Source organism: Fictibacillus terranigra (assembly GCF_030412265.1).
GTDB classification, from domain to species: Bacteria; Bacillota; Bacilli; order Bacillales; family Fictibacillaceae; genus Fictibacillus_C; species Fictibacillus_C terrinigri.
In genome coordinates this window covers 152,013-178,195 of the sequence record NZ_JAUHLN010000005.1, presented here as the reverse complement: position 1 = coordinate 178,195, position 26,183 = coordinate 152,013, and the positions used below count along the sequence as shown (strand labels likewise).

Sequence of the window (26,183 nt, the reverse complement as noted above, 5' to 3'; positions counted from 1 at the left end):
AATTACGAGAAGTCAGTAGACGTCATAGTACAACCTAACGGTTGGGAAGGACAGAACGAAAGGAGCGACCGTGTTAGGGGGCATTTCAAAATGCAGACACAGCCCACCTTTAGGACTATAGAGAGGAGGAAGGTTCGGAAAACCAGACAAACTCACTATAGTGTGGAGTCCTATTGTGAAAAAGACCCAGACGAAAAACCGGAACCTCAAAAGATTTGGAATCGAATCGGAACAGGCATGGAAATGCGCCAATACCCGGAAAGGATACTGGCGCTTCTCGAATAACCCAATTTTACATATAGCTCTTAACAATCAATACTGGCAAAAGCTAGGTTTGAAAACCTTGACGAACATGATTTCATAAACTTTTGAACCGCCGTATACGGAACCGTACGTACGGTGGTGTGAGAGGTCGGGGGTTAATCACCCCCTCCTACTCGATTAAACTTTTCTATCAAAAATTGATTTGGGTATGCAAAAAATAAACATTTAGATCGATAATAGAGATTGAACCCCTCTCTCATTATGTATCATAGGGGGCCAGGCACAAAGGTCAAAAGGAAAATCGGATCCAGGAACCACCCTGTCAGATCCCACCACTTCAACGAGGTAATTCAAGCTTTCACTGTGCCAAAGTACGCTATCATACCAAAACCGGCGCAAGTAGTCTTCCGGCGGCGCCTGAAGTGAGGCCGAAACATTTGTCCATTTCTCATACCCTTTATTTAACCGGCCAATTTGATAGGGAAGGAAACCACCACCATGGGCCAGCAAAATTTTTACCTTTGGATATTTGTCGAGCAAACCGCTTAACAATAAATCTGTCGCACAGACCGTCGTTTCCCACGGTACCCCTATTAAATTAGGCATCATTCTTTTTTTCAGACGCGCATCATCACATAGTAAAGGATGAATAAAAATAATCGCTTTTTGAACATTCGCTTCTTCCCAGAAAGGAATAAAAAATTCATCGCTCAACATGACGTTTGATACTCCAGGACCAATAATGGCCCCTTTTAAGCCCAAGTCCATTGCATGTTTTAACTCATCTGCTGCCTGATGAGGATCATTCAGTGGAATGGTAGCTAAGGCAGATAAACGTTCGCTTTCCTCTCCCACCCAATGAGCGAGGGCAGCATTATAGACAGATGAAACCTCACGTGTAATCGCTTCAGGAAAATCGTACATAAATAGTTGCGGTATAGGTGAAACCAGAGAGTGAGAAACTCCGGCCTTTTCTTGTTCTTGCAGGTATAATGCAGGTTTGGTAAATGACTCTTTGAGTTCAAACCCCCATTTGTTATTGATGACCAAAAATTCGGCCTGATCAGGCGCTTTCTTCTCCCATTTGGCGTCAACCACATGTTGGTGTTCCTTCAGCCAAAGCAATACTTCTGGTGGAATAAAGTGAGTATGCATATCAAACAAAAACATCACGCTCCCTATTTTTTATAAGATCCACTAACCTCTCCAGTACCCTAAGTTCTCCGAAATTTCCTTAGCTGCACTTTTGACCTTATTAATAATCGTAATATTGTGGGGGTTCATGCGATGAACAGGCCCCGTCACGCTGATGGCGTATACAACTTTTCCGGTATAATCCCGTATGGGTGCTGCAACGGATGCCACCCCTTCAAGCAGTTCCTCAATGCTAATGGCATATCCTTGTTCTTTTATCGTGTGCAGACTCGTGCGCAAATCATCTGAATCGCTGATGGTGTTTACGGTGTACTTTTGCAGTGGGCTTTCAAGTAATTGGTCGATGACGTCCTGTTTTTGATAGGCCAGTATCACTTTCCCAGAACTTGTACAATGTATCGGGTTTCTTCTTCCCACATGAGATAATATCTGTACCGGATGTTTGCATTCGACTCGATTTAAATAAACAACATCCATACCTTCTAAAGCCGCCACATGGGCAGCTTCTCCAATGTTCTGGACGATCCTTTGAAGAACGGGCAGTGATTCCCGATTGATTTCCAAGTTTGAAGTGACCACCGTATTTAAATTAAGAATCGATAGACCTAAACGATATTTATGGGTCTCCGGATCTTTTAAAACAAAGCCTTCGCTTGCCAGAGTGGCTAATAAACGACTAACCGTGCTCTTTCCCAATCCTAATGAAGAAGCCAAATCCGTCACTTTTTTCTCTGGTTCATCTAAAGAAAAGCTGCGTAACAAACGAAGCGAATTTTTCACCGAAGAAAGTAGATAGTCCTGCTTGGTCTTAGTTTCCATACCATCCCGCCTTTCTTGTTGCGTATAACAGAACAATAATCTTCTATGGTACACAATAAGTGTAACGTAAGTTCTTAATCTATACAATATTCAAAAAATTTTTTAAATTCTTTCTGTTGTTCCATATAGAAGAACAACGGTGTTGTATAATGATTTTTCTCTCGTTACTATGAAGAAAGAAATCCAAAATCAGGTTTGTATACCCTTTCAAGGAGGTTTCACATGTCATTACAATCAACGTTAGAGAACAATGTAAAAGCATTAGATTGCAAGCATTTTATTAATGGTCAATATCTGACTTCACAAAGTGAAAAAACGTTTCACAATATTAATCCAGCGACCCAAGAAGTTTTAGGCCAGGTTTGTGAAGGAGGAAAAGAAGAAATTGACCTAGCCGTGGGGGCTGCGAGAAGAGCTTTAAACGGGACATGGAAAAAGATGACGTCAAACGATCGCATCAACGTAATCAGACGGATCGGGGATATTATCCTTGAGAGAAAAGATGAACTGGCCAGATTAGAATCGCTTGATACGGGGAAACCTTACTGGCTTTCAAGCACAATTGATATCCCAAGGGCCGCGTATAATTTCCATTTCTTTGCCGACTACTTAAGAGGTTTGGGAACAGAAGCGTATCAAACTGATGACGTGGCCATTAACTATTCGGTTCGCCGCCCTGTAGGTGTAGTTGGATTGATCAATCCCTGGAACCTGCCTCTTCTATTATTAACTTGGAAGTTGGCGCCCTGCTTGGCAGCAGGAAACACAGCCGTGATTAAGCCGGCAGAATTAACACCGATGACGGCAACTCTGCTTGGTGAGATCTGCCGTGATGCTGGGGTGCCTGATGGAGTCGTGAACATTGTTCATGGATTCGGTCCGGATTCTGCTGGATCAGCATTAACCGAACACCCTGATGTCGATGCGATTTCCTTTACGGGGGAAACCACAACAGGAAAAGTGATCATGTCCGCTGCTGCAAAATCATTAAAGAAACTTTCATACGAACTTGGCGGTAAAAACCCCAATATCATTTTTGCGGATTCCGATTTGGATGAAGTCATTGAAACAACAGTGAAATCCAGCTTTATCAACCAAGGGGAAGTGTGTCTTTGCGGTTCGCGCATCTACGTGGAACGTACTGTTTATGAAGAGTTCTTACAAAAGTTTGTCGCCAAAACAAAACAACTGGTGGTTGGGGATCCCTTTGATCCTAAAACCAAGGTCGGTGCGCTTATTGGAGAAGAACATTACGAACGGGTAACGAGCTTTATTCAATTGGCAAAAGAGGAAGGCGGACAAATCTTAGCAGGTGGAAAACGTCCGGAAGGTTTGGATAAAGGGTACTTCCTCGAGCCTACGATTATTACAGGGTTAGACCGTAATTGCCGAGTGGTTCGAGAAGAGATTTTTGGACCTGTTGTCACCGTTATTCCTTTTGATTTAGAAGAAGAAGTAATTGCACAGGCCAATGACACACATTATGGGTTAAGCGCCTCCATTTGGACCAATGATCTTCGCCGTGCACACCGTGTGGCAGGACAAATCGAAGCAGGCATCGTATGGGTGAATACATGGTTCTTGCGTGACTTGCGTACACCGTTTGGCGGTATGAAACAGAGCGGTATTGGACGTGAAGGCGGCATGCACAGCTTTGAATTCTACAGTGAATTAACGAATATTTGCATTAAGTTATAGGAGGGATTATCTTTGAACACAACTACAAAGGCAGAAAAAACAGAAAAATTCGCCGAGCATTTGGATCAGGCGAACATTCAAGGCCGGGGGGTATCTCCCCTTACCAAACTTGATCCGAATCTGACTGTGAGGGAAGCGTATCAGGTTCAATTGCTTACGATTCAAAAGCAATTGGAAGCCGGTCAGAAGATAGTCGGAAAAAAGATTGGGTTAACCTCTGTCGCCATGCAAAACTTGTTGGGGGTGGACCAACCGGACTATGGTCATCTCCTAAATGGAATGGTGATTGAAAATGGTGAGGAAATCTCATTCCATAAAGTGCTTCAACCGAAAGTAGAAGCAGAGATTGCGTTTGTATTGAAAAAAGATTTAGCAGGTCCGCGCGTCACGGAAATGGATGTTTTGCAAGCTACAGATTATGTCCTTCCCGCTTTAGAGATTGTAGACAGCCGGATCGCAGACTGGAACATCAAATTGCAGGATACGATTGCTGATAACGCCTCTTCCGGACTTTATGTGTTGGGCGGAAAGCCACTTTCCATTGATAAACTCGACCTGGCCCAAGTCGGGATGGTTCTGTACAAGAATGGCGAAATCATGAATACAGGGGTCGGAGCGGCTGCTTTAGGACATCCCGCGACTTGTGTAGCCTGGTTAGCCAACAAACTGTTTGAATACGGAATAACGCTCAAAGCAGGAGAAGTGATCCTTTCCGGTGCCCTATCCGCTGCCATTAGCGGCGAACCGGGAGATCATTTCCAAGCGCGTTTTGCTCATTTAGGTGAAGTGAATGTTCGATTTTCAAATAAAGTAGATCAGTAGGATGAAGGAAAGGGGTGAAAATCTATGTCCAAGCTGAAAGTAGCCATTCTTGGATCGGGAAATATCGGCACGGATTTGATGATGAAATTGGAGCGTTCTGCTCTATTGCAATTAACCACCATGATTGGGATTGACCCGGAATCAGACGGTTTGCGCCGTGCAAAGGAAAGAGGCTATGAGGTCATTGATACAGGGCTTCAAGGGTTTCTGGAAAGACCTGACCTGGCTGATGTTGTGTTTGATGCGACCTCTGCCAAGGCACACATTCGTCATGCGAAACTCTTAAAGGAAGTAGGGAAAACCGTTCTTGATTTAACCCCTGCTGCAGTGGGGGCTCTAGTGGTACCCCCGGTTAACCTGGGTGAGCATATCGAGGAAGGGAATGTGAATCTCATCACCTGCGGAGGCCAGGCAACCATTCCCATTGTTCATGCGATTCATCGGGTAAGCCCTGTTGAATATGCTGAAATCGTTGCCACCATTTCCAGTAAGAGTGCAGGGCCGGGAACACGCGCCAACATTGATGAATTTACCCAAACGACCTCGCGTGGGATCGAAGTGATCGGTGGAGCCAAAAAGGGGAAAGCCATTATCATTTTAAACCCCGCGGAGCCGCCTATTCTCATGAGAGATACCGTGTACGCACTGGTGGAAGAAGGAAGCATGGATAAGGAAGCGATTCAAGCCTCCATTCAGGGGATGGTAGAAACGGTTCAATCGTATGTACCAGGCTACCGTTTACGGACAGAACCGATCATCGACGGAAACAAAGTCACCGTCTTCCTTGAAGTGGAAGGTGCAGGTGATTACTTGCCGAAATATTCAGGGAATCTCGATATTATGACGGCTGCTGCGGTGAAGGTGGCTGAAGAATTCGCGAAACATCGACTTGCGGCACAGACGGTTTAGAGGAGGGAACATCATGACAAAAAAAAGAGACATTTTGATCACGGAAGTGGCGTTGCGTGATGGCAGTCATGCCATCGCCCATCAATTTACGGTCGAGCAAGTCGTAAAAGTAGCCAAAGCATTAGAGGAAGCTCATGTCCCTTATATCGAAGTATCCCATGGAGATGGATTAGCCGGTTCATCTTTACAATATGGATTATCCCGTACAAATGAATTTGAATTGATTGAAGCAGCCGCATCGGTTTGTGAACAATCGAAAATCGCCGTTTTGCTTCTTCCGGGAATCGGGACGATGAATGATTTGAGACAGGCATCGAATCTTGGAGCCAAAATGGCCAGAATCGCTACACATGTCACCGAGGCCGATGTTTCTGCTCAACATATTGGGTTAGCCAAAGAGTTAGGGATGGAAACCGTAGGCTTTCTCATGATGTCCCATATGGCCCCGGTGGAAAAGCTCGTTGAGCAAGGGAGATTAATGGAAAGCTATGGAGCGGATATCGTGTATGTCGTCGACTCCGCAGGAGCCCTCCTTCCTCACCAAGTCAGGGAGAGGATTCAGGCGCTAAAGCAGCATGTAGGCGTGGAAATTGGCTTTCACGGCCATAACAATCTATCTTTGGCCATGGCTAATACCTTGGTCGCGATCGAAGAAGGAGCGACCAGGATTGATGGCAGTGTCCGCTGTTTAGGGGCGGGAGCTGGTAATACCCAGACCGAAGTACTGGTGGCCGTATTGGATCGATTAGGAATCGAAACCGGGGTGGACCTCTACAAGATGATGGATCTAGCAGAGGACATTGTCGCTCCTATTCTTTCCGTGCCGCAGGAGATTACAAAAGACAGCCTTGTGTTAGGCTATGCCGGCGTTTATTCGAGCTTTCAGCTCCATGCACAAAGGGCGGCTAAAAAGTTGGGAATTGACTCTCGCGATATTTTAATCGAGCTCGGCAAACGTAAAGTAGTCGGCGGCCAGGAAGATATGATCGTCGACGTCGCAGCGGAAATTGCAAAGAAAAAACTTGAAAAGACAGCCAGGTAGGGGAGGAATCATGAATGAGTACGGTTAATTATCAATCAACAGCTGAATTTTTACATCGAGCGGAAACGGAAAAAAAAGATGTGTTTCGGATTACAGCTGATTATCCGGATATGACCATTGATGATGCGTATAAGATTCAAGAAAAACTCGTAGCCATTAAATTAGGACAAGGCCACCGTGTAATCGGCCCCAAAATGGGGTTGACGAGTCAGGCAAAAATGAAGCAGATGAATGTGGAAGAGCCGATTTATGGTTACATCTTTGACTACATGGTCGTGCCCGAAGGCGGGGCACTGTCGATGCAAGAGTTGATTCATCCTAAAGTGGAAGCGGAAATCGCCTTTGTGTTAGGAAAGGATATTGAAGGTCCGGGTATGACAGGCGCTCAAGTGCTGGCAGCTACAGAATATGTGGTCCCAGCACTTGAAATTATTGATAGCCGGTATGAAAACTTTAAATTTACCTTACCCGATGTCATTGCTGATAATGCCTCCTCATCCAGGGTAGTGATTGGCAACCGCGTAACAGACCCCGCAGGTTTAGAGCTGGATTTGGTCGGGGTCACATTATCCATCAATGGGGAAATCAAAGATTTTGGAGCGGGAGCGGCCGTGGTCGGACATCCTGCGAACTCGATTGCCATGCTGGCCAATATGCTGGCAAGAAAGGGAGAAAAATTAAAAGCCGGGGATGTCATTTTAAGCGGAGCGGTCACAGGTGCGGTCATGTTGTCTGTTGGTGACACCGTTTCGGCTAAACTGGACGGATTAGGGGAAGTGTCCTTTAAGGTGATAGAATAGAAAATTCATAGTGGAGGGTACCATGCCAATTGTCAACATTCAACTGTTAGAGGGAAGACCGGAAGAGAAGATAAAGGAAGTCATTCACAATGTAACCGAAGTCATCTCTGCCACACTGGACGCTCCCAAAGAAAACGTGCGTGTTCTAGTATCCGAGGTTCCTAAAACGCATTGGGGCATCGGCGGAACGACGGTATCGGATAAACAGAATCAATAATACGCGGGGAGGAATTGAAATGACGATTGAATTGGGAATGCTTGTGCCGCACACACCTCGAATGTGCCATGAGGATCAAGCGCCAAAGTTCCTGAATGAGATCATAGAGGGTATGCATCAAACTGCGAGGGTCATTGAAGACGTGAAGCCTGATGTGATTGTAATGATCTCCTGCCACTGGCTGTCTAGTTTTCAACACTTTGTCGATGCCACGCCTGAGCATAAAGGGGTGTTAACCGCATTCGAGTGCCCGGAATTGATTTCTGATGTTCGATATCGTTATCCGGGAGATGAAGACTTGTCCACCCAGTTGGTGGAAGCAGGAATCGAGGCTGGACTTCCAATCGTAAAGGTCAACGACCCAACTTATGTGTGGGACTATGGTACAGTGGTCCCTCTTCGGTATCTTGTTCCGAACGGGGATATACCTGTCATTGATCTTTCGGTTACATGGGCAGCCAGTCTAGAGGAAACCTATGTGTGGGGTCAGCAAATAGGGAAAGTGTTACGAGAAAGCGATAAACGCGTTATTTTTGCCAGCAGCGGCGCCCTGTCTCATAATCTAGTAAGGGGTCCGGAAGCGATGCCATCCTTGTCTGAACAGGCTCTAGACCGTCAGTTCATAGATTACTTGCAGCAAAGTGATCTTTCATCGGCATGGAACATGCTTCCTCAGTATGCAAAAAATGCAGGTGTCGAATCAGGAGGACGCCACTTAGCGATGTTGCTGGGTGTATTGGAAGGGAATCATAAGAGCGATTACTATGGTTATGGCCAATCCTCAGGGAGCGGCAATGTCATTATGACCTTTGAACCTCAACATGCAAAACTTCATCCTCATCCCTCTCATACGGTAGAGGCGAAATAAAGGATCATTCATGTTTCCAACATCAATAAATCCCACCTGTTAAGTAGGTGGGATTTTAATGTTTTCTCGAAAGAAAATATACGGGACATGGCGTTCCTTTTGAGTATTCATTCGACAGTTTTTCATCTGCATTCATAGTTAGAGCGTGGTGTCGTTTCCACTAGGAGATAGTGGAGGAATATCTGGGATTACTTTTTTAACGTTTAATAAGTCATTTGCGGCACTTGACATGTTTCAGCTGTTTTTACTGCAAAACACGGATAACTCCCCAGGATATGGACGGTACAGCCCAGTGATTCGAGCTCAGCAATCGCTCCAGGTATTAAGATGTCATCCAGACGTTGATTGATATCAATGATAAAAAAGTAGTTTCCTAAACCTGTTTTCATGGGACGTGATTCAATTTTAGATAAGTTTAATTTCCGCCAGGAAAACGCAGCCAGTACTTGATGAAGAGCTCCGGCTTGATCCGAAGGCAAGGTCACCATCAAAGTCGTTTTATAATGTTCGATGACTTGATTGGAAACGGGGATGTCGTGTGCTTCACGACTAATCATAATAAACCTTGTTGTATTATGGTTATAATCATGGACATTTTCATGTACGATTTTTAAACCGTACTCTTTGGCTGCGAACTCATTTGCAATGGCTCCGATGAGACGTTCCGGATGTTGTTGCACATGCTGAGCCGCGAAAGCAGTCGATATGACACCTTCTAGCGGAACACTTGAAAAATGGCTGCGAAAAAACTTATGGCATTGGGCGATCGCATGAGAATGGGAGTAAATCTTTTCTAGCTCTTCGCACTGATCCGCATGTTGGGGATGTACCATTAAATGTTGTCGAATGGGTGTCACGATTTCACCCACGATCGGTAACCGTTTCTCATGAATCAAATAATCGAGCGTTAAATTCACGGTCCCTTCAAATGCATTTTCTAACGGAACTAGCCCAAAATCAAGTTCTTTATGCTCTACTGCATCTATACAAGCAGGGATGGTAGCATACGGAATATGCTCTTCCCCTGGCAGGACGGCTTGAACCGCAAGATGGGTAAACGTTGCTTTGGGCCCTAAATAACCTGCTTTTCCCACGTTGATTAATCCCTTCCATATATAAAATGATTTTCTAACTACCAGTCTAGCATGAAGGTTCCGAACTTGTTACTCCTTTTGCATTTAAAACTAATGAAAAAAAAGAAGCGGAAACAATCCACTTCTTTTCATTTTGCAGATCATGTTGATTTTGATTTACATTTGTCTGCCTTTAACCCCCCCTACCAGACTTGAGCAATTTGAGCGATTTTAGTTGCCTCCCAGACGGGTAAAACAGTGAAGCCGTCTTGCGTTGCTAACTCCCAGTTTTCATCCCCAATTCGAAGACCGATCACGAGATCAATGCCAAGGCTTCTTAATAAATGCGCTCGTTGCTGCCCACCATTATCCTGGTATCCGAGGATCGCCACTGTTTTATTACTATAACACTTTAAAATTATTTCTTTAAATTCTCTGTCATTCATACTCTCAAACCTCTTTCCTACCAACTCATATCTTTAATCAAAATCAACACACAAATAATTCAGAACATTGTTATTTTAGTATAGACGAGGAATGATCCACAGCCAAATTGATGTTTTTAATTGAGCCTATAAAAAATGTTAATAATGTGCAAAAAGCTATTAATGTTTTCTATGAGTCTAATAAAAAGAATCAATTTGCAAACGCTTTATTTATGTATGAGAATAAAAACATAGTTGAAACGATACAGGAGGGAAATGGATGTTATCTAGTAATGAAAATGACGTATTGACTAGGACTGGCCCGGATTCACCCATGGGGAAAATGCTGAGGCAATATTGGATTCCTGCACTTTTAGCAGAGGAACTACCTGAACCGGATTGTCCTCCAGTACGAGTGAAACTATTAGGTGAGGAATTGATCGCCTTTCGTGATACAAATGGGAAACTTGGAATCGTAGATGAATATTGTCCACACCGTAAAGTGTCACTCTTTTACGGCCGGAACGAAGAATGTGGTCTTAGATGTGCCTATCATGGCTGGAAATTCGACACCCAGGGCAACTGTATTGATTTACCTTCTGAACCCACAGAAAGTAAATTTAAGAATAAAGTAAAAATTAAGTCCTATTCCTGTGAGGAACGTGGCGGGGTGATTTGGGCCTATATGGGACCGCCTGATTCTAAACCTGAATTACCTGAACAAGAGTGGATGCTCGTTTCTGACAGCCAGCGATATCTTTCTAAAAAAGTCCAAGAATGCAATTATTTCCAAGGTTTAGAGGGAGGCATCGATTCTAGTCATGTCTCTATTCTTCACTCTGGCTCAGTTGGAGGTTTAGGAGTATCTAAAAAAAGTAACAGCACCACCTTATTAGCGAAGGATACAGCGCCACGATTTGAGGTAGCAGATACCGATTATGGATTATTAATCGGTGCAAGAAGAAATGCCGATCAGGATAACTTTTATTGGAGAATTACACAGTTTCTCATGCCTTGGTATACGATGATTCCTCCTTTTGGGGGAGCTCCCCGAGGTGGACATGCTTGGGTGCCAATTGACGATGAAAACTGTTGGGTGTGGAGCTGGAGCTGGACACCAGATCGTGATCTGACCGAAGAAGAAATTAAACAGATGCAGTCTGGAGCCGGGATTCATCCATCCTTGATACCAGGTACCTTCCGTACAAAAGCAAATAAAGAAAATGATTTCCTGATTGATCGTGAAATGCAAAAAAGAGGAGATTCATTTGCGGGTATATTTGGTGTAGGCATGGAGGATCATGCCGTTCAAGTAAGTGCCGGAGCTATTGTAGACCGCTCACAAGAAAAGTTAGGTACCAGTGATACAGCCATTATCAAGGCTCGGCAATGTTTGTTAAAAGCTGTAAAAATGCAAGAAAAAGGGGAAAAACTGCCGGCTTTAGACCCTAGCAGTCATCGAATTCGCTCTGCTTCTGTCTTACTTCCAAAGGGCATGCCCTTTCAGGAAGGTGCAAAGGCAGCTTTAGAACTTACTGAAAAGGACTTTGCGGCAGTTTAATAGATGGAGTCCATCAACTTTTAATTGAGGTGCAGATAATGGAAGAAAAGGGATTAGCGGCGATAGCTACGGATACAAAACAAACAGAAATTCAAGAAGTTCTGTTACCGAATGTAAGGACAGATACCGGTATTTTAAAGGTAGAAATTGTCGGCGTCTGTGGAACCGATGTTTCTTATTATTATAATGTAAAAGAACCCATGATTTTAGGTCATCATGTCGTGGGTCATATCCACAAGATTGGTGAATTAGCCTCCAAACGTTGGGGAGTCCAAGAAGGAGATCGTGTTGTCATGGAAGAGTATATCCCTTGTGGCCAATGTGAACTCTGCCGGACCGGTTTGTACCGTTTATGTCCGAACACAAATCCACGAGTGGATGGGATCAGATATGGAGCCACTCCAATCGCGATGGAACCCTCACTTTATGGCGGCTTTAGCCAATATATGTATCTGCATCCGAATGCTGTCATCCATAAACTTCCTTCTCATGTTCCTGCAGTTGAGGCGGCACTAACACTGCCCTTATCTAACGGATTTGAATGGATGTCCATCATAGGGAGGGCAGGTCCCGGAGATGTCGTAGTGATTCAAGGTCCAGGCCAGCAAGGGCTTGCATGTGCGTTGGCGGCAAAAGCAGCTGGTGCAGAAACGGTCATAATTACCGGAAGAAATAGTAGTGCTGAACGCCTGAAACTCGCTCTAAAATTAGGGGCGGATTATACGGTGAATGTAAGTTCAGAGAATTTGACTGAAAAAGTTGCTGAAATCACCCACGGAAAAATGGCAGATTTGGTGATAGATGTAACGAGTGGTGGAACGGACCCTGTCATCTCATCACTAGAAGCCGCAAAAACGGGTGGTATGGTTTTATTAGGAGCTTTGAAAAACCAGCGTTTCAACGATTTTGATCTTGATATCATTTACAACAAAACGCTAACGATCAAAGGAGTTCGTGGACATAGCTATAAATCGGTACAAATGGCGGTCGAATTCATCTCCTCAGGAAAATTTCCTCTCGGAATCATGAACTCCCATAATTATACATTAAATGAGACCGACCTGGCATTAAGAACCGCTGCAGGGGAGATTGACTCTTCTCGATTGTTAGTTACCGTTTCTCCATGGCTCTAAATAAAGAAATAGATAAGCTTCCTTGTTTTTTAGGCAAAGGAGCTTATTTTTTTGTCTGAAAAATCTCATGGTGTTTTTGGTAGGTATGATTTAAGATAAATTGACGATAACAGATTGGTTCAAGTGCTTTGGTTTAGTGTAAAAAAGTTACCGACATTGTTTGCGAATCCCATATCGGGGTTTGCAAAGTGTGCCTCTCTTATTACAGACAAAATAACCACTTAAAAGAGCTTAACAAAGTGGAAATTAAATGATACACAAGTGATTTCACTTTTGTGTATGTTTGTGTTTTTGTTAACACAAATAAATATTTACTTAAAATATCGAGTAAACTTCTGACTGATGATCGGACAAGCTCGTACTGATAATGGTGAAGCTGTCACATTAGAAGAGTTCAAAAAATAGAGAAGACATTCTTTTGACTCCAGGAGCGCCCATCTCTACGACAAACTTAGCATGTCCCTTGCTTTAGTGCTCGGTAATGCAATTAAAGGTATTGTTGCAATGCACGGGTATATTCCATCTTTTGTGAAAGAGGAGTATCCAATAAAGAGTATTAAGAATTTAAATGTATTTATTTCAGATGGCGAAACGGATCCTATTTTCCCTGTCCAAATTGGTCAAGAAAATTATAATTACTTGCTTGAGCATTCTGGCTCTGTAAAATATATCACTTATCCGGTAGGGCATGAAGTATCATCAACTCATAAACGGGATTTAGCTGAGTGGTTATATCAGGCTTGCTCCAATACGTATCAAGTAAAATAAATATAAACGCGTTTACACTCAATATCTTAGGGCAATTAGTTACTTAGGATAGCCCTACTAGTTTCCCATTTAGGAACTTAAACTGTATCTTAGGGACTTATCCGTGTTTTATAAGGAAATAAAAAAGGTAAAATGGAAAAATTAGCCTAATGATGTTTTTAAAAGGTTCTTTCTTTAGTTGGTCACCCTACTAAAGAGAGGCTTTTTTATATGTGTTCATATAGCTGGTGTGGCAGGGAAAACAATACACCAGGAGATTCGAAACTAACGGAAACACACAGCCCGCTCCACACATGATCTTTCACCAATGCAAAGGGGCTTTCCCTGCATGTCACCTTTATGATATTAAACATTCTAAGTGCGGTAGGGCGAAAACTTCATGGTGAGATTTTGAAAAGAGTTGCCCAAGTAGTTGAGGAGGGGAAGCTCGCCCGCTCGTTAATTCCATCAGCTTTACGTTTGATGAAGTCTCGAAAGCGCACGATTGCCTGGAGTCTGGGAAGGCAATAGGCAAAATCGTTTTATCTAACAAGTGGTAACGATTATCCTCAAGTCGTTCAGGTTTCATGTACAGGTATTTTAAAGTCTATTAGCAGAAAAAATAGCTGGAGAACCCTTGTATTCAAGGGTTCCTTTCCTTTTATGGAGATCCATAAAAGATGAATGAAACACCTTAACAAATTTTACCCGAATGTATCATACTAGACTTGTTCTTCAGTTGGTTCTTGTAATGATCAATATATCCTTTTATAGAAGGTTTGAATACGAATCCTTGACTTTTAAACGCAGATGCATTATATCTTTTATAACAATATTTTTCGTAATAAAAACGGAGGTTCATGTGAGAGTACTTCATCTAACCCTTGAAAAAGCATTGGCAGTAAATAAAGCGCTTGGAAATCAGCAAAGAATGGAGATGCTGAGTGTCCTTACAGAAGGACCTAAAAATGTAAATGATTTGGCAGAGCGGCTAGGCATTCCTTTTTCAACAGCGGCTGTTAACATAAAAAAATTAGAAGATGCAGGATTGATCACGACTGAAATCGTGCCAGGACGAGGGAGTCAGAAAGTGAGCTCCAAACGATACGATCGCATCGTGATTGATCTGGAAGATAAAAAACCGGAACCTGAAAAATTTATTACATTAGAAATGCCGATCGGACACTATGTTCACTGTGAAGTAGAACCCACATGCGGACTCGCCAGCGAAAGAAGCATCATCAGCATTCTAGATGATCAACGTTCCTTTTTTGAACCTGAACGGAAAGAAGCGCAGCTCATCTGGTTCAAAAGCGGCTTTTTAGAGTACCATTTCCCAAACCGGGTACCTTATGGCTCCAAGGTAGATGAAATCAGCCTCAGCGTAGAGCTGTGTTCAGAAGCACCTTATCATAAACTGGACTGGCCGTCTGATATTACCTGTTGGCTTAACGGGATTGAGATCGGCAGTTGGACAAGCCCTTCGGACTTTGGAGGAGAACGGGGCTTTTTAACACCATCTTGGTGGGAGGACCATAATACACAGTATGGGATGCTCAAACATTGGAAAGTAAATGATGAGGGAAGCTATATTGACAGCATGAAAATATCAGAACACACTGTCCAAACACTGCGTTTGGAAGGTCGTCCTTACATTTCAGCTAAATTCGGCGTGAAGCGAGATGCGGATAAAGTCGGTGGCATGAATTTGTTCGGTTCGAAGTTTGGGAATTACGAGCAGGATCTTTTGATGAAAATAAAATATTCATAACCTGAAAAATATCGATTTCGAAAAGGAATCGATATTTTTTATTTACAAAAAAGTTGGTATAAAATATGTTTTTATGTAATAATGGTGCCAATAATGAAAGCGCTCTTAAAAGAGGAGGGAATGAAATGAGAAAGTTGCAGGTGGCAGGACTGATTTTATTTCTTATTGGAGGACTCCTTTCGGGCTGTTCTTGGCAGCAGGCCAGTGCAACAAAAGGGGACGAAAACAATATTAAGCTATGGGTTCCGTTTTCAGGGCCAGATGGTCCTAAATTTGAGGAAATCGTCAGAGCTTATAACCAATCACAAGAAAAATATAAGGTGGATCTTCAGATCATACCTTCGTCAGAGTACTATAAGATGGTCAATTTGACGCTGAGTTCAAAGAACAACTTACCAGACTTAATGATCATGCATGCGGATCGGATTGTGGATTATGCGACAAAAGACCAATTGTTACAAACAGAAGTGTTAACGAAGAGCAAGAAGATCAATGCAGCCGATTATCATCCAAAAGCTCTTCAGGCATCAAAGGTAAACGGCAGCACGTATGGTATCCCGCTCGATATTCATCCTTTGATGTTTTATTGGAACAAAGATCTTTTCAAAAAAGCTGGATTGGATCCCAACTCGCCGCCGCAAAATGAAAAGGAATTTAAGGAATATGCGAAAAAATTAACGGCGCCAGAGAAGAACCAGTATGGATTTGCTGTTCCGACCGTAGGAACCCAACCGTTTCTCTTCCAAACCATCTTGGCTCAAAAGGGCGGAAAGTTATACAATGATGGACATTTCAATTACACGTCCAAGGAAGCGTTAAGTACCCTGAAGTTTGTGCGGGATCTAATCTATAAAGACAAAGTGTCGCCGAGCGGCTTGGCCATTGATGGCGATTTGAAGCTCTTTTTACAGGGTAAAAACGCTATGCATTTCAATGGTCCATGGATGCTAGCACAATTTGAAGGCTCTGGTCTGAACTTTGGGGTTGCGCCGGTGCCTCAAATTGGAGAAAAGGTTCAGAAAGTTTGGGCAAATTCTCATAACTTTGTTGTTCCTAAGAAGAAAGAAGGAGAAAAGCTACCAGCCATTGCGGACTTCCTTAATTATGTTGGAGACCATGGGATGGCTTGGGCAGAATCGGGACAGGCACCGGCTTCAAAAGCTGTGTATACCAGCAAGCCATTTAAAGAGCTGAATCAACAACCGAAAGTCGCAGAATCGTTTGACTTTGCTGAGTACCCCCCTCAAGTGGAAAATTGGGGACAAGTTTCCGACTTTTTGTTCCAGGAAGTCAATCTGGTCCTGTTGGGAAAAAAGAATCCGAAAAAGGCGTTGGAAGATGCTCAAAAGAAAGCTGAACAGTATTTGGACTAAGAAAGGGGTGCAGGTTGTGCAGGAGACGAAATTATCTAAATTTACATCATCATTGTTTGTTCTTCCTTACTTTATCGTGTTCGTTTTATTTTTGCTGATCCCCCTGATTTATGGAACGTATATCAGTTTTCATGACTGGGATCTGCTGGGAAGTACGCATCGCTTCGTAGGATTTAGCAATTATGCAAAGCTTTTTGATCCGTCGACTTATTTTTACTCTGTTTTTATGAATGGTCTGTGGAATACGGCGAAATTTGTTGTGTTCTCCGTGCCAATTCTGATCATCGGAGGACTGCTACTCGCTTTATTGTTGCAGCATCTTCCGGATAAGGTGAAAGGGATCTTCAGAACGATCTTTTTTATCTCATATTGCATTTCCGTTTCTGTTATTGCCGTGTTGTGGTTATGGTTGCTTGACACGAACTCCGGACTCTTCAATCATTTGCTGTCCAAAATAGGAGCAGCGCCGATTCAATGGCTGACAGAAATGCCGTATGCTTGGATCTCCATCGTGGCAGCAACCGTTTGGTGGACCGTTGGCTTCAACATGATTATCTATATCAATGCCTTAAACGAGGTTCCAAATGAGCTGTATGAAGCGGGTTCTGTAGATGGAGCAACACCATGGCAAAAGTTTTGGAACATTACGTTGCCATCCATTCGTCCGGTGATGGTCTTTACGATTGTTACTTCAACAATTGCTTCTTTTAACATCTATGGGCAACCTTATTTGATGACCCGAGGGGGACCCGGGACGTCTACAAAAGTCCTTCTCATGGAAATTGTTGACCAGGCGTTTGTTCAGCGGCAGTTGGGCATTGCTTCGGCCATGGCGATTCTTATGGCGTTGATCATGATTGTGATTTCCATCATTCAGTTCCGGTTAACCCGCAACAGTGAAGGGAGTGTAGCGTAATGCGAAAATCCAAGATTACATTGACTGTCATCGCAGTCTTTCTGGGTCTCTTATTCATGATTCCAATGATATGGATGGTAGCTACTTCGTTTAAAACAGATACCGAGGCACTTACGAGTATGAGTCTGTTTCCAAAGCACTTTACCTTTGATAATTATGTTTACACGCTTTTCGGCCAAGGTCTGGATGTACCGATCGTAAGATGGCTATTTAACTCGTTGTTCGTAGGAGTAGGCGGTTCACTTCTAGTGGTAATTATTGACGCGATGGCTGCTTATGGACTAGCTAGGCTGAATGTTCCTTTTAAAAAGATTCTGTTTCCGATATTTATTAGCACACTGATGATTCCATGGGTCATTACGTTTATTCCGCTCTACTTGCAGTTTGGGAACATGGGATGGCTGAACACGTATGCCGCATTAATTTTTCCTTACACGGCAAACGCCTTTGGGGTCTTTCTTCTCTATCAATTTTTCAGAGGATTTCCAAAAGCACTGGAAGAGGCAGCTGTTATTGATGGGGCAAATAAATGGCAAGTCTTTATCCGGATTGTCCTTCCATCAGCAAAGCCGATGCTTTGGACACTCGGCATCTTTACATTTATGACCATATACAACGACTTCTTGTGGCCGCTCGTTTCGACCAACTCCATCGAGCTTAGGACCATCACAACAGGAATTGCAATCATGCAGCAAGGAAGCTTTGTTTCTTCGTACGGTAAATTGATGGCCTTAACCACGTTGGCCACACTGCCGATGCTTGCAATTTTCTTAGTGGGGCAGCGTCAGTTCATTAAAGGAATTACACAAACAGGGATCAAATAGAGGAGGAACAATCATGACACAAAAACGCAACGAGTATCCACGCCCCCAATTTCAACGAGAGAATTGGATCAATTTAAATGGAGATTGGAACTTTACGTTTGACGACAGAAACGAAGGAATCAACAACAGCTGGTTTAAAAATGGCTTACCGCATGAGTCAAAAATCATCCAGGTGCCGTTTGCTTATCAATCGGTAGAAAGTGGGATCAACCAACATGAATTCCATGACATCGTTTGGTATGAAAGGGCCTTTTCTATACCAGATGATTGGAAGGATCAAAAAGTACACCTTCATTTTGGGGCGGTGGACTACCGTTGTTGGGTGTACATGAACGGCTCGTTAGTCGGGTTTCACGAAGGAGGTCACACTTCATTTCATTTTGACGTGACCCCTTATCTTGACCAAGAGAACAGCAATCATCTTGTCCTTCGCGTAGAAGATCCGTCAAACGATGAAACCATTCCTCGCGGCAAGCAGTATTGGAAAGAACAATCGGAGTCGATTTTTTACACAAGAACAACCGGAATATGGCAAACCGTATGGCTTGAACCGGTGGACACTGTTCACTTTACCTCTATTCGATGGACCCCGGACATTGACCACGGAAGCATTGGTGTTGAGATGGAAATAAGTGATGTCGTTGAAAACCTAAAAGTGGACGTCCATATTTCCTTTAAAGGAAAAACCATCATTAATGATACTATTTCCATACTTGGTTCCTACACCAAACGCAGCTTTGATCTTAGAAACCGGTTTACCGAGCGAAGCAATATCCATGGAGCAGGCTGGTACTGGTCACCGGAAAACCCGAACCTGTTCGATGTAGAGCTGCGTTTACAGGATGAAAAAGCGGAGCGTGATGCCATTAAGAGTTACTTTGGCATGCGAAAAGTTTCGATTGATAATGGAAAGCTTCTATTAAATAACCAACCATACTATCAAAAACTCGTTCTGGATCAGGGGTACTTTCCGAGTGGTTTGTTAACCGCTCCTTCTGATGACTCCCTGAAAAACGATATTCTTCTTGCGAAACAGATGGGATTCAATGGCGCTAGAAAACATCAGAAAATCGAGGATCCCCGGTATTTTTACCATGCCGATACACTTGGGTTTCTGGTGTGGGGTGAAATGGCGAATGCCGCGGAATACAGCGAAGAAGCTGCAGCCCGTTTAACTCGTGAGTGGATCGAAGCGGTAAAGCGGGATTATAGCCATCCGTCTCTCATCGTGTGGGTTCCCCTTAATGAAAGTTGGGGAATCTCCAGGGTCGCCAGGGATAAGCAGCAGCAGTCGCATTCATTGGCGATGTACTATTTAACAAAATCACTGGATACCACACGTCCGGTGTTATCCAATGATGGCTGGGAACATACGATTTCTGATATCTGCGGGATTCACAACTATCAATCTGCCAATGAAATGAAGAAAGCTTATGAAAGTTCTGAACGCGCCATGTCAACACTGCCAGCCAACCGTTCGATCTATGCTAGCGGTTTTGAATATAACGGTGAACCTATTTTGATTACGGAATACGGCGGGATCGCCTATAAAGTTTGCGGAGACGGTTGGGGCTATTCCTCTGTTCAATCCGGGGAAGAACTCATTCAGGAATATAAAGACATCACAGAAGCCCTTTTTGATTCTCCTGTTGTTCAAGGGTTCTGCTATACGCAGCTGACGGATGTGGAACAGGAAATCAACGGATTGTTAACGTACGATCGCAAACCAAAATGCGAACTATCAAAAATTAAAGAAATCAACGATCGAAGGTGATAACGGTGAACAATTTTTCATTTGCAGTTGGAATCGAAGACACGTTTGTAACGCAATCTGAGCGGGGCGAACGTCCGCTTGACGAATACGCGTTAACCCAGCATTACGAGAAATGGATGGAAGACCTGGAACTGGCCAGGCAAACTGGTGCCTCCATGATCCGCTACGGGATACCCTGGCATCAGGTAGAAGAGACGAAAGGCACCTTCAACTGGACATGGGTGGATCAGGTAATGAATTATTTTCGGAAACACCCTGGTTTCGTGCCGATCATCGACCTTGTTCATTATGGTACACCGGGATGGATGAAGCACGAGTTTTTAAATGAGGAGTATCCAACGGCAGTGGCCCGTTTTGCCAAGGCTTTTTTTCAGCGATATAAAGACGTCACTCCTTATTTTACGCCGCTTAACGAGCCTTATGTAAATGCTGAGTATTGCGGGCTTCTCGGAAAATGGCCGCCTTATAAAGAAGGATTATCAGGTTTCAATCAGCTGATGATACAGCTTGGCAAAGGAATTGTTATGACTGTAGAAGAAGTTAAATCCATTTCTTCCGAGAATGTGGCCATCCATGTGGATGCTACCAAAAAGTATACGGCGCAAGATCCTTCATTAGAAATGGAACAGAAGAAATGGACAGAACTGTCCATGTACTCCTGGGAGATGATCCAAGGTAAGCTTGGTGAAAATGAGATCCTACTTCCATGGATCCAGGAAAATGGGGTAACGGATGAACACATCAACTGGTTCTCCGAAAGAAAGATCGCACCGGATATCGTCGGAGTAAACTATTATCCGCAGTTCAGTGTCCATGACGTAAAGCAGGAGACGTCGGGTACTCACTATCCTCATGTTATGGGAACAGCGAAAGACATGATGGACATCATTAACCGTTTTTTTAACCGGTACCAAAAACCCGTGTTTGTTACTGAAACAAGCTATCGAGGAACGGAAAAAGAGCGGATAAACTGGCTGAGAGCAAGCCTGAAAGAAATAAAAAAAGAGCGCGAGAGAGGTAAAGCTATTCTTGGGTATACCTGGTTTCCTTTTTATGATTTGGTGGATTGGGAGTATAGAACCTCCGGCAAAACCATTGAAGAAGAACTTCTTCCATTTGGCTTGTATACGTTAACATCAGAAAACGGACAGATGATTCGGATAAAAAATTCAGTGTGCAATGCATTTGAACATGAGGTTATATCATTCTAAGTCTTGGTATTAAAAGCACCCCCCCTGATTGCAGCCAATCAAACTGATCAGGGAGGGTCTTTCATTTTTTAAGAAGCTCCTACTTAATTAATGGCTAAATTGGTAAAATCGGTTTGAGTTACACTTCATATCCTGAGACTATTTCAAAAATTCCAATAACGTCATCGATTTCACTCAAATAAGAAATATTAATCGTTTCCCATGGGATGACTTTTCTTATGGTGACTAAATAAATCGAGTTGAAAAAAGGATTCATATGGATGTAAGTTAGAAGCATACTGCCCCACAATTCATTTTTAATTTACCTTTTCGAGTGTAAAGTGGTCCAATGCCGTCACACCTTTTCCTTTATAGAAGGAAATCATGTTTTTGCCTTTTTTGAGGTTTAAGCTCACGGTTGTGTAGCCCCATTGGCCTGAACCTTGGTATTCTACTGTTTTTCTGAAATCAGTATTGACAAAAAGCTTTTGCGTACTGGAAGCTGTGTCAGCATTCTTGTACCGAATCTTCATCTTGTACGTTCCGGGCTCTGATACCTGAATCGGAAAGACAGCATGACTTTCTTGTGCCGTCATGTTTCCGACTTGTTGAAGGTTTGTTGATTCTGAATCATTAACCACGTCTGCCTTGTTTAAGTAGGCATGCTCTGCTTCGTATTGAAAGGTTTTTGTCTTTTTTGGTATGAGATCAATCCTGTCCAGCTCAGTGAAGAGATGATGTTTCGAGATTTTTATTCTGTTAGATCCTGAATTTAAATGAAGATCCATTGGGGCATCACGCCATGTATCCCAGCCGTCACTTTCATAAATGAGCTGGCCAAATGGCTCACCATTTACCTGTATATGATGGCTCGCTTGTTCTCCCATTCCATTGGAGTACCTTACTTTCATTGTATAATCACCGGCAGGTACGTTTACATCAAACTCCACAAAACTATCGTCATAATCCATTTGTCCAACTTTTTTGCCGCCGGAAGCACTTGTGTTGCTGATAATTGCCGCATGGTTCACTGTTGCACTTTCCGCTTCATAAGAATAAACTTTCCCTGGTAAAGCTGGAATCAAGGATCCGTTTTCTTCACCGGATGGTGCACGCAATAACGTATCTGCCGCAACGGGAACACCAAAATTCGGGGTGCCATCACTGTTCCATAAAAATTTTTGCATTCTTACGTTGCGGTTCCAGCCAGCACCTTTAAATTTTGCCGCGTGATAAACAATCCAGTCTTGTTTACCATCTGGCGACTTGACGAAGCTGTTATGCCCCGGCCCGTATACATGTGCTTCAGGATTGCTTTGAAAGACTGGCTGTTGATTTTTCGTCCAGGAGCTGGCATTAAGCGGGTTTTGACCGGTTAAGGTCAACATGCCAAGGCAATAATCGTCGGTCCAGCTGCCGCTTGCAGAATAGACAATAAATACGTGGCCCAATTTGTTTTTTAAAATTTGCGGACCTTCATTAATCAATGGAGTTCCTTTCTTTTCCCACTCCAACTCAGGTCTTGACAGTTCAATACGATCTCCGCTTATGGTCCAAGGGTTTTTCATTGGCGCAATATAAATCTGCTGACTCACGTTCTTATCGCCTTCCCAGCCTGACCAGACAAAATATCGTTGGCTGTTATATTCCAGTATGGTTCCATCAATGGCCCACTTGTCTGAGGGATCTGCGATTTTACCAAATTCCGTACCTTCCGGATAAGAGTAGCTACTTAGCGGATCAGAATTTTCAGATTCAAGTACATACATTTGCTGCTTGCCCATGTCACCATCTGAAGCGGCGTAATAGATATACCATTTGCCATCGAGAAAATGCAGCTCGGGTGCCCACATATGCTGACTGTTAGGATCCGTTGGTTTGGGAGTCCATACTACCTTTTTCTCGGAATGATCCAAATCGGAAAGTGTTTTCGATTTTCGAACTGTTATATTATTTCCAGTAGTTTGCGTGTAGTAGTAATAGCCGTCCGTATGTTTCACAATCCAAGGATCTGCGCCATCTCCTACAACAGGATTTTTAAATAGTTTAAACGCCTTGTTATTTTCCGGGCTGAACGGTGTCTCTGAGGCCAACGCTGCATCAGTAGATAAAGATAAAACGAGCGAGAACAGTAGTAAACCAAATGTAACCGTATACATTTTCTTTCGAATCATGGTACGCAACATCCCTTCTTATTCCAGTTTGATATGTAATAAATTCCGTTCTTTATATACATTCGTTGGAACTTATCCTGATCATGAGCAGAAAAAACAAAATTTTTACATAATTATAGATTTTTATGGAGAATTGAAAGTAAGTCGAAAAACATAGAGAAAAAGGAGGGAATCAAAGATGAAAGTTCTTATTACAGGAGCAGGGGCAATCTTGAAAGAGTACTGACGCCCGCCCTAAACCAAAAGGACATGAGCCTGTCTTGTTGGATTTCAGGGAAGTCTCACACCTAATAGTTTATAAAGACAGATGTTACCGATCGGGAAGCGGTAATGGAAGCTACGAAAAATGTTGATGCGATTGTTCATGCAGCGGCCTTGTATGGAAGGTCAGAAATGCTTCATCCAAACTATTACTCCCCCTAAATAACATGAAGCCCTATTTAATGCGGTGGGTATAGCCGAATGAGGAATGGCTATCCTAATATTACCAGAGTACTGAATGGAGGATGTGTGATGACGAACAGGGGTTATGTAGGGGGGAGGTTGCCAGAGTTTCCCGAATCTTTTTGGACGGACTCAACAGTTTTGCCAAAGTTCCCCCGGCTGGATAATGATATTCATGTTGATGCTGTTATTGTAGGTGGCGGTATTACCGGAATAACATCTGCCTACCTTTTGGCAAATAAGGGATTGAAGGTTGCTATTGTGGAGGCAGACAAATTACTGAATGGAACAACGGGACATACAACTGCAAAGGTTACCGCTCAACACGATTTAATATATGATGAGTTGATTACTAACATGGGAATAAGTAGAGCAAGGTTGTATTATGAGGCCAATATGGAGGCCTTAAACTTTATCAAAAAAACAATCGACCAGCATCAAATTGACTGTGACTTTAGTACACAGGACGCATATATGTTTGCAACCACGGAGGAATATGAACAAAAGATCCAAAAAGAGTCTAAGGCATATGAAAAGCTTAACATTGATGGTGAATTGGTTGATACAATTCCCTTAGATATAAAAGTTAAAAATGCGCTAATTATGAAAAATCAGGCTCAGTTCCACCCAATTAAATACCTAAAGCATCTTGTCCAAAATATTACGGAAAAAGGCGGGCTCATCTTTGAAAATACAATAGCGGTAAATGTCGAGAAAGGAACGCGGCCAACGGTCCTTACACGGGACGCGGGCCGAGTTACAGCCGATTATGTCCTTGCTTGTTCGCATTTTCCCTTTTATGAAGGGCTTGGGCTTTATTCTACGAGAATGTATGCCGATCGTTCGTATGTTCTAGCAGCCAAGCCCAAAAGTAAATTTCCGGGTGGAATCTTTATTAGTGCGGACAAACCAACACGTTCACTAAGATCTGTTACGATTAACGGGGAGGAAATGGTACTTATTGCTGGGGAAAGTCACAAAACTGGCCAGGGAATAGACACTATAAAACATTACGAGGCGCTAGAGGACTTTGGCCAACAAATTTTCAGACTTGAAACCATTCCTTACCGCTGGTCCGCGCAAGATTTAACAACACTGGATAAGGTCCCCTATATCGGGGCAATTACATCTGGTCAGCCGAATATATTGATAGCTACTGGATATAGAAAATGGGGAATGTCCAACGGTACTGCTGCTGCCCTTCTATTATGTGACACTGTATTGGGCGAAAAAAATAAGTTTCAAAAACTTTACACACCATCGAGATTTTACGTAAATCCCAGCTTGAAAAACTTTTTGGTGGAGAACGCAAATGTTGTTTCACATTTAATTAAAGGAAAAATTGAAATGACCAATCTTAACCCGAGTATGTTACCTAACGATGAAGGGGCTATCATAAGCATTAAAGGGGAAAGAAAGGGTGCCTATAGGGATACGGAAGGAAGGCTGCATATTGTAGATACAACTTGTACTCATATAGGATGTGAAGTTGAATGGAACAGCGGTGAGCGGACCTGGGATTGCCCGTGCCACGGCTCTAGATTTTCGTATACCGGTGACGTAATTGAAGGTCCGGCGGAAAAGCCATTACAGAAATATGATTATAAGATGATTGACAATCTTACATCGGAAGACTCCGGTTATTGACATAAATTCAAAGGGAATCCGACTGTGGCTATTTCGGCTTTTTATTGCTTTCTTTCGGGGGCCATATGATCTTCAATCCAATAATGTAGTGATAAGGTTAGTATGCGACCCCAACAAAGAGCATTACGTTATAAAAGTACCAAAACAAGAGATGCTAACATGTCATCGATGGGTTGAATTCATCATTCAATAAAATTAAAGCCGATGATTCCTTCGCATAGGGAAATATCGGCTTTCTTCATGTCAAAATTTGCGCTGAGTATGAACTCTAGGTACACATTCGATTGTTCTTAAAGGCATTTAATTTTCATTAAGATGCTGATTACCAATTGATTTAGGTAAATTTATGCAACCGCATAATGCATCACGCATCACTTTGGAATATTGGGTACACACCAGTTTATAAAGTGCAATAAAATAAAACGGACGTCTTTTAAGGATGTCGGTTTTATTGCGCTCCCGATAGCTAGCTTTATGTTAACTAGCTTGCTTATTTGATCCTTATATTGAACTAGCAGGTTAGTATCACAATCAAAA

The 26,183-nt window shown here is 42.9% G+C and carries 22 protein-coding genes and 1 pseudogene; 18 read left to right on the top strand and 5 right to left on the bottom strand.

The features are described 5' to 3' along the window. Positions 1 to 489: 489 nt before the first annotated feature. On the bottom strand, positions 490 to 1,428 hold the full coding sequence (locus QYF49_RS20830; protein WP_290401513.1) for an amidohydrolase family protein: 939 nt from the start codon (positions 1,426 to 1,428) through the stop codon (positions 490 to 492). A gap of 33 nt (positions 1,429 to 1,461) precedes the next feature. After that, entirely contained in the window at positions 1,462 to 2,238 is a 777-nt protein-coding gene (locus QYF49_RS20825) for an IclR family transcriptional regulator (protein ID WP_290401512.1), read from the bottom strand. 222 nt (positions 2,239 to 2,460) lie between these two features. On the opposite strand from QYF49_RS20825, the gene QYF49_RS20820 reads away from it, so the two are divergent. The 7 genes from QYF49_RS20820 to QYF49_RS20790 are packed head-to-tail and all read left to right on the top strand — an operon-like array spanning position 2,461 to position 8,594. Further along, positions 2,461 to 3,936: an aldehyde dehydrogenase gene (locus tag QYF49_RS20820; RefSeq protein ID WP_290401511.1), complete on the top strand. Its 1,476-nt coding sequence runs from the start codon at positions 2,461 to 2,463 to the stop codon at positions 3,934 to 3,936. Between the two features lie 12 nt (positions 3,937 to 3,948). Continuing rightward, positions 3,949 to 4,758: a 2-keto-4-pentenoate hydratase gene (locus tag QYF49_RS20815; protein ID WP_425589614.1), complete on the top strand. Its 810-nt coding sequence runs from the start codon at positions 3,949 to 3,951 to the stop codon at positions 4,756 to 4,758. A 24-nt stretch (positions 4,759 to 4,782) separates the two neighbouring features. Beyond that, entirely contained in the window at positions 4,783 to 5,667 is an 885-nt protein-coding gene (locus QYF49_RS20810) for an acetaldehyde dehydrogenase (acetylating) (protein ID WP_091007445.1), read from the top strand. 13 nt (positions 5,668 to 5,680) lie between these two features. Next, the gene (dmpG, locus tag QYF49_RS20805) at positions 5,681 to 6,709 is read left to right on the top strand and encodes a 4-hydroxy-2-oxovalerate aldolase (RefSeq protein WP_290401510.1); all 1,029 of its coding nucleotides are present in this window, start codon (positions 5,681 to 5,683) and stop codon (positions 6,707 to 6,709) included. Positions 6,710 to 6,723: 14 nt separating this feature from the next. Beyond that, on the top strand, positions 6,724 to 7,509 hold the full coding sequence (locus QYF49_RS20800) for a 2-keto-4-pentenoate hydratase (RefSeq protein ID WP_091007438.1): 786 nt from the start codon (positions 6,724 to 6,726) through the stop codon (positions 7,507 to 7,509). A 22-nt stretch (positions 7,510 to 7,531) separates the two neighbouring features. Beyond that, positions 7,532 to 7,726: a 4-oxalocrotonate tautomerase gene (locus QYF49_RS20795; RefSeq protein WP_290401509.1), complete on the top strand. Its 195-nt coding sequence runs from the start codon at positions 7,532 to 7,534 to the stop codon at positions 7,724 to 7,726. A 19-nt stretch (positions 7,727 to 7,745) separates the two neighbouring features. After that, on the top strand, positions 7,746 to 8,594 hold the full coding sequence (locus QYF49_RS20790; protein WP_290401508.1) for a DODA-type extradiol aromatic ring-opening family dioxygenase: 849 nt from the start codon (positions 7,746 to 7,748) through the stop codon (positions 8,592 to 8,594). Between the two features lie 203 nt (positions 8,595 to 8,797). On the opposite strand, the gene pheA is transcribed toward QYF49_RS20790, so the two are convergent. Together pheA and QYF49_RS20780 are read right to left on the bottom strand one after the other, a co-directional pair. After that, a complete protein-coding gene (gene pheA, locus QYF49_RS20785; protein WP_290401627.1) occupies positions 8,798 to 9,694 on the bottom strand; it encodes a prephenate dehydratase in 897 nt (298 codons plus the stop codon). A 176-nt stretch (positions 9,695 to 9,870) separates the two neighbouring features. Beyond that, positions 9,871 to 10,113 (bottom strand): Rossmann-fold NAD(P)-binding domain-containing protein, encoded by a 243-nt coding sequence (locus QYF49_RS20780; RefSeq protein ID WP_290401507.1) that lies wholly within the window; start codon positions 10,111 to 10,113, stop codon positions 9,871 to 9,873. Positions 10,114 to 10,372: 259 nt separating this feature from the next. Here QYF49_RS20780 and QYF49_RS20775 point away from each other — a divergent pair, with 259 nt between their 5' ends. From QYF49_RS20775 to QYF49_RS20730, 10 genes and pseudogenes are all read left to right on the top strand, one after another. Further along, positions 10,373 to 11,653 carry a Rieske 2Fe-2S domain-containing protein gene (locus tag QYF49_RS20775; RefSeq protein ID WP_290401506.1) on the top strand — a complete coding sequence of 427 codons (1,281 nt, stop codon included), beginning with the start codon at positions 10,373 to 10,375 and terminating at the stop codon, positions 11,651 to 11,653. A 38-nt stretch (positions 11,654 to 11,691) separates the two neighbouring features. Beyond that, a complete protein-coding gene (locus tag QYF49_RS20770; protein ID WP_290401505.1) occupies positions 11,692 to 12,786 on the top strand; it encodes a zinc-dependent alcohol dehydrogenase in 1,095 nt (364 codons plus the stop codon). 456 nt (positions 12,787 to 13,242) lie between these two features. Continuing rightward, on the top strand, positions 13,243 to 13,554 hold the full coding sequence (locus QYF49_RS20765; protein WP_290401504.1) for an alpha/beta hydrolase: 312 nt from the start codon (positions 13,243 to 13,245) through the stop codon (positions 13,552 to 13,554). A gap of 280 nt (positions 13,555 to 13,834) precedes the next feature. Continuing rightward, positions 13,835 to 14,093 (top strand): annotated as a pseudogene (locus tag QYF49_RS20760) (zinc-binding dehydrogenase); the annotation flags it as partial. A 302-nt stretch (positions 14,094 to 14,395) separates the two neighbouring features. Next, the gene (locus tag QYF49_RS20755; protein WP_290401503.1) at positions 14,396 to 15,304 is read left to right on the top strand and encodes an ArsR/SmtB family transcription factor; all 909 of its coding nucleotides are present in this window, start codon (positions 14,396 to 14,398) and stop codon (positions 15,302 to 15,304) included. A gap of 125 nt (positions 15,305 to 15,429) precedes the next feature. After that, positions 15,430 to 16,677, top strand: coding sequence for an ABC transporter substrate-binding protein (locus tag QYF49_RS20750; RefSeq protein ID WP_290401502.1), 1,248 nt, complete (start codon positions 15,430 to 15,432; stop codon positions 16,675 to 16,677). Between the two features lie 16 nt (positions 16,678 to 16,693). Next, the gene (locus QYF49_RS20745) at positions 16,694 to 17,593 is read left to right on the top strand and encodes a carbohydrate ABC transporter permease (protein WP_290401501.1); all 900 of its coding nucleotides are present in this window, start codon (positions 16,694 to 16,696) and stop codon (positions 17,591 to 17,593) included. Next, positions 17,593 to 18,417: a carbohydrate ABC transporter permease gene (locus QYF49_RS20740; RefSeq protein WP_290401500.1), complete on the top strand. Its 825-nt coding sequence runs from the start codon at positions 17,593 to 17,595 to the stop codon at positions 18,415 to 18,417. The genes QYF49_RS20745 and QYF49_RS20740 overlap by 1 nt, the downstream gene beginning before the upstream one ends. A gap of 13 nt (positions 18,418 to 18,430) precedes the next feature. Further along, positions 18,431 to 20,191 (top strand): glycoside hydrolase family 2 protein, encoded by a 1,761-nt coding sequence (locus QYF49_RS20735; protein WP_290401499.1) that lies wholly within the window; start codon positions 18,431 to 18,433, stop codon positions 20,189 to 20,191. 5 nt (positions 20,192 to 20,196) lie between these two features. Further along, complete coding sequence (locus tag QYF49_RS20730) at positions 20,197 to 21,402, top strand: family 1 glycosylhydrolase (RefSeq protein ID WP_290401498.1); 1,206 nt, start codon at positions 20,197 to 20,199, stop codon at positions 21,400 to 21,402. A gap of 296 nt (positions 21,403 to 21,698) precedes the next feature. On the opposite strand, the gene QYF49_RS20725 is transcribed toward QYF49_RS20730, so the two are convergent. Continuing rightward, positions 21,699 to 23,555 (bottom strand): family 43 glycosylhydrolase, encoded by a 1,857-nt coding sequence (locus QYF49_RS20725; protein ID WP_290401497.1) that lies wholly within the window; start codon positions 23,553 to 23,555, stop codon positions 21,699 to 21,701. 513 nt (positions 23,556 to 24,068) lie between these two features. Between QYF49_RS20725 and QYF49_RS20720 the strand changes: the two genes are divergently transcribed. Further along, positions 24,069 to 25,646, top strand: a complete 1,578-nt coding sequence (locus QYF49_RS20720; protein ID WP_290401496.1) for an FAD-dependent oxidoreductase — start codon at positions 24,069 to 24,071, stop codon at positions 25,644 to 25,646. Positions 25,647 to 26,183 lie beyond the last annotated feature (537 nt).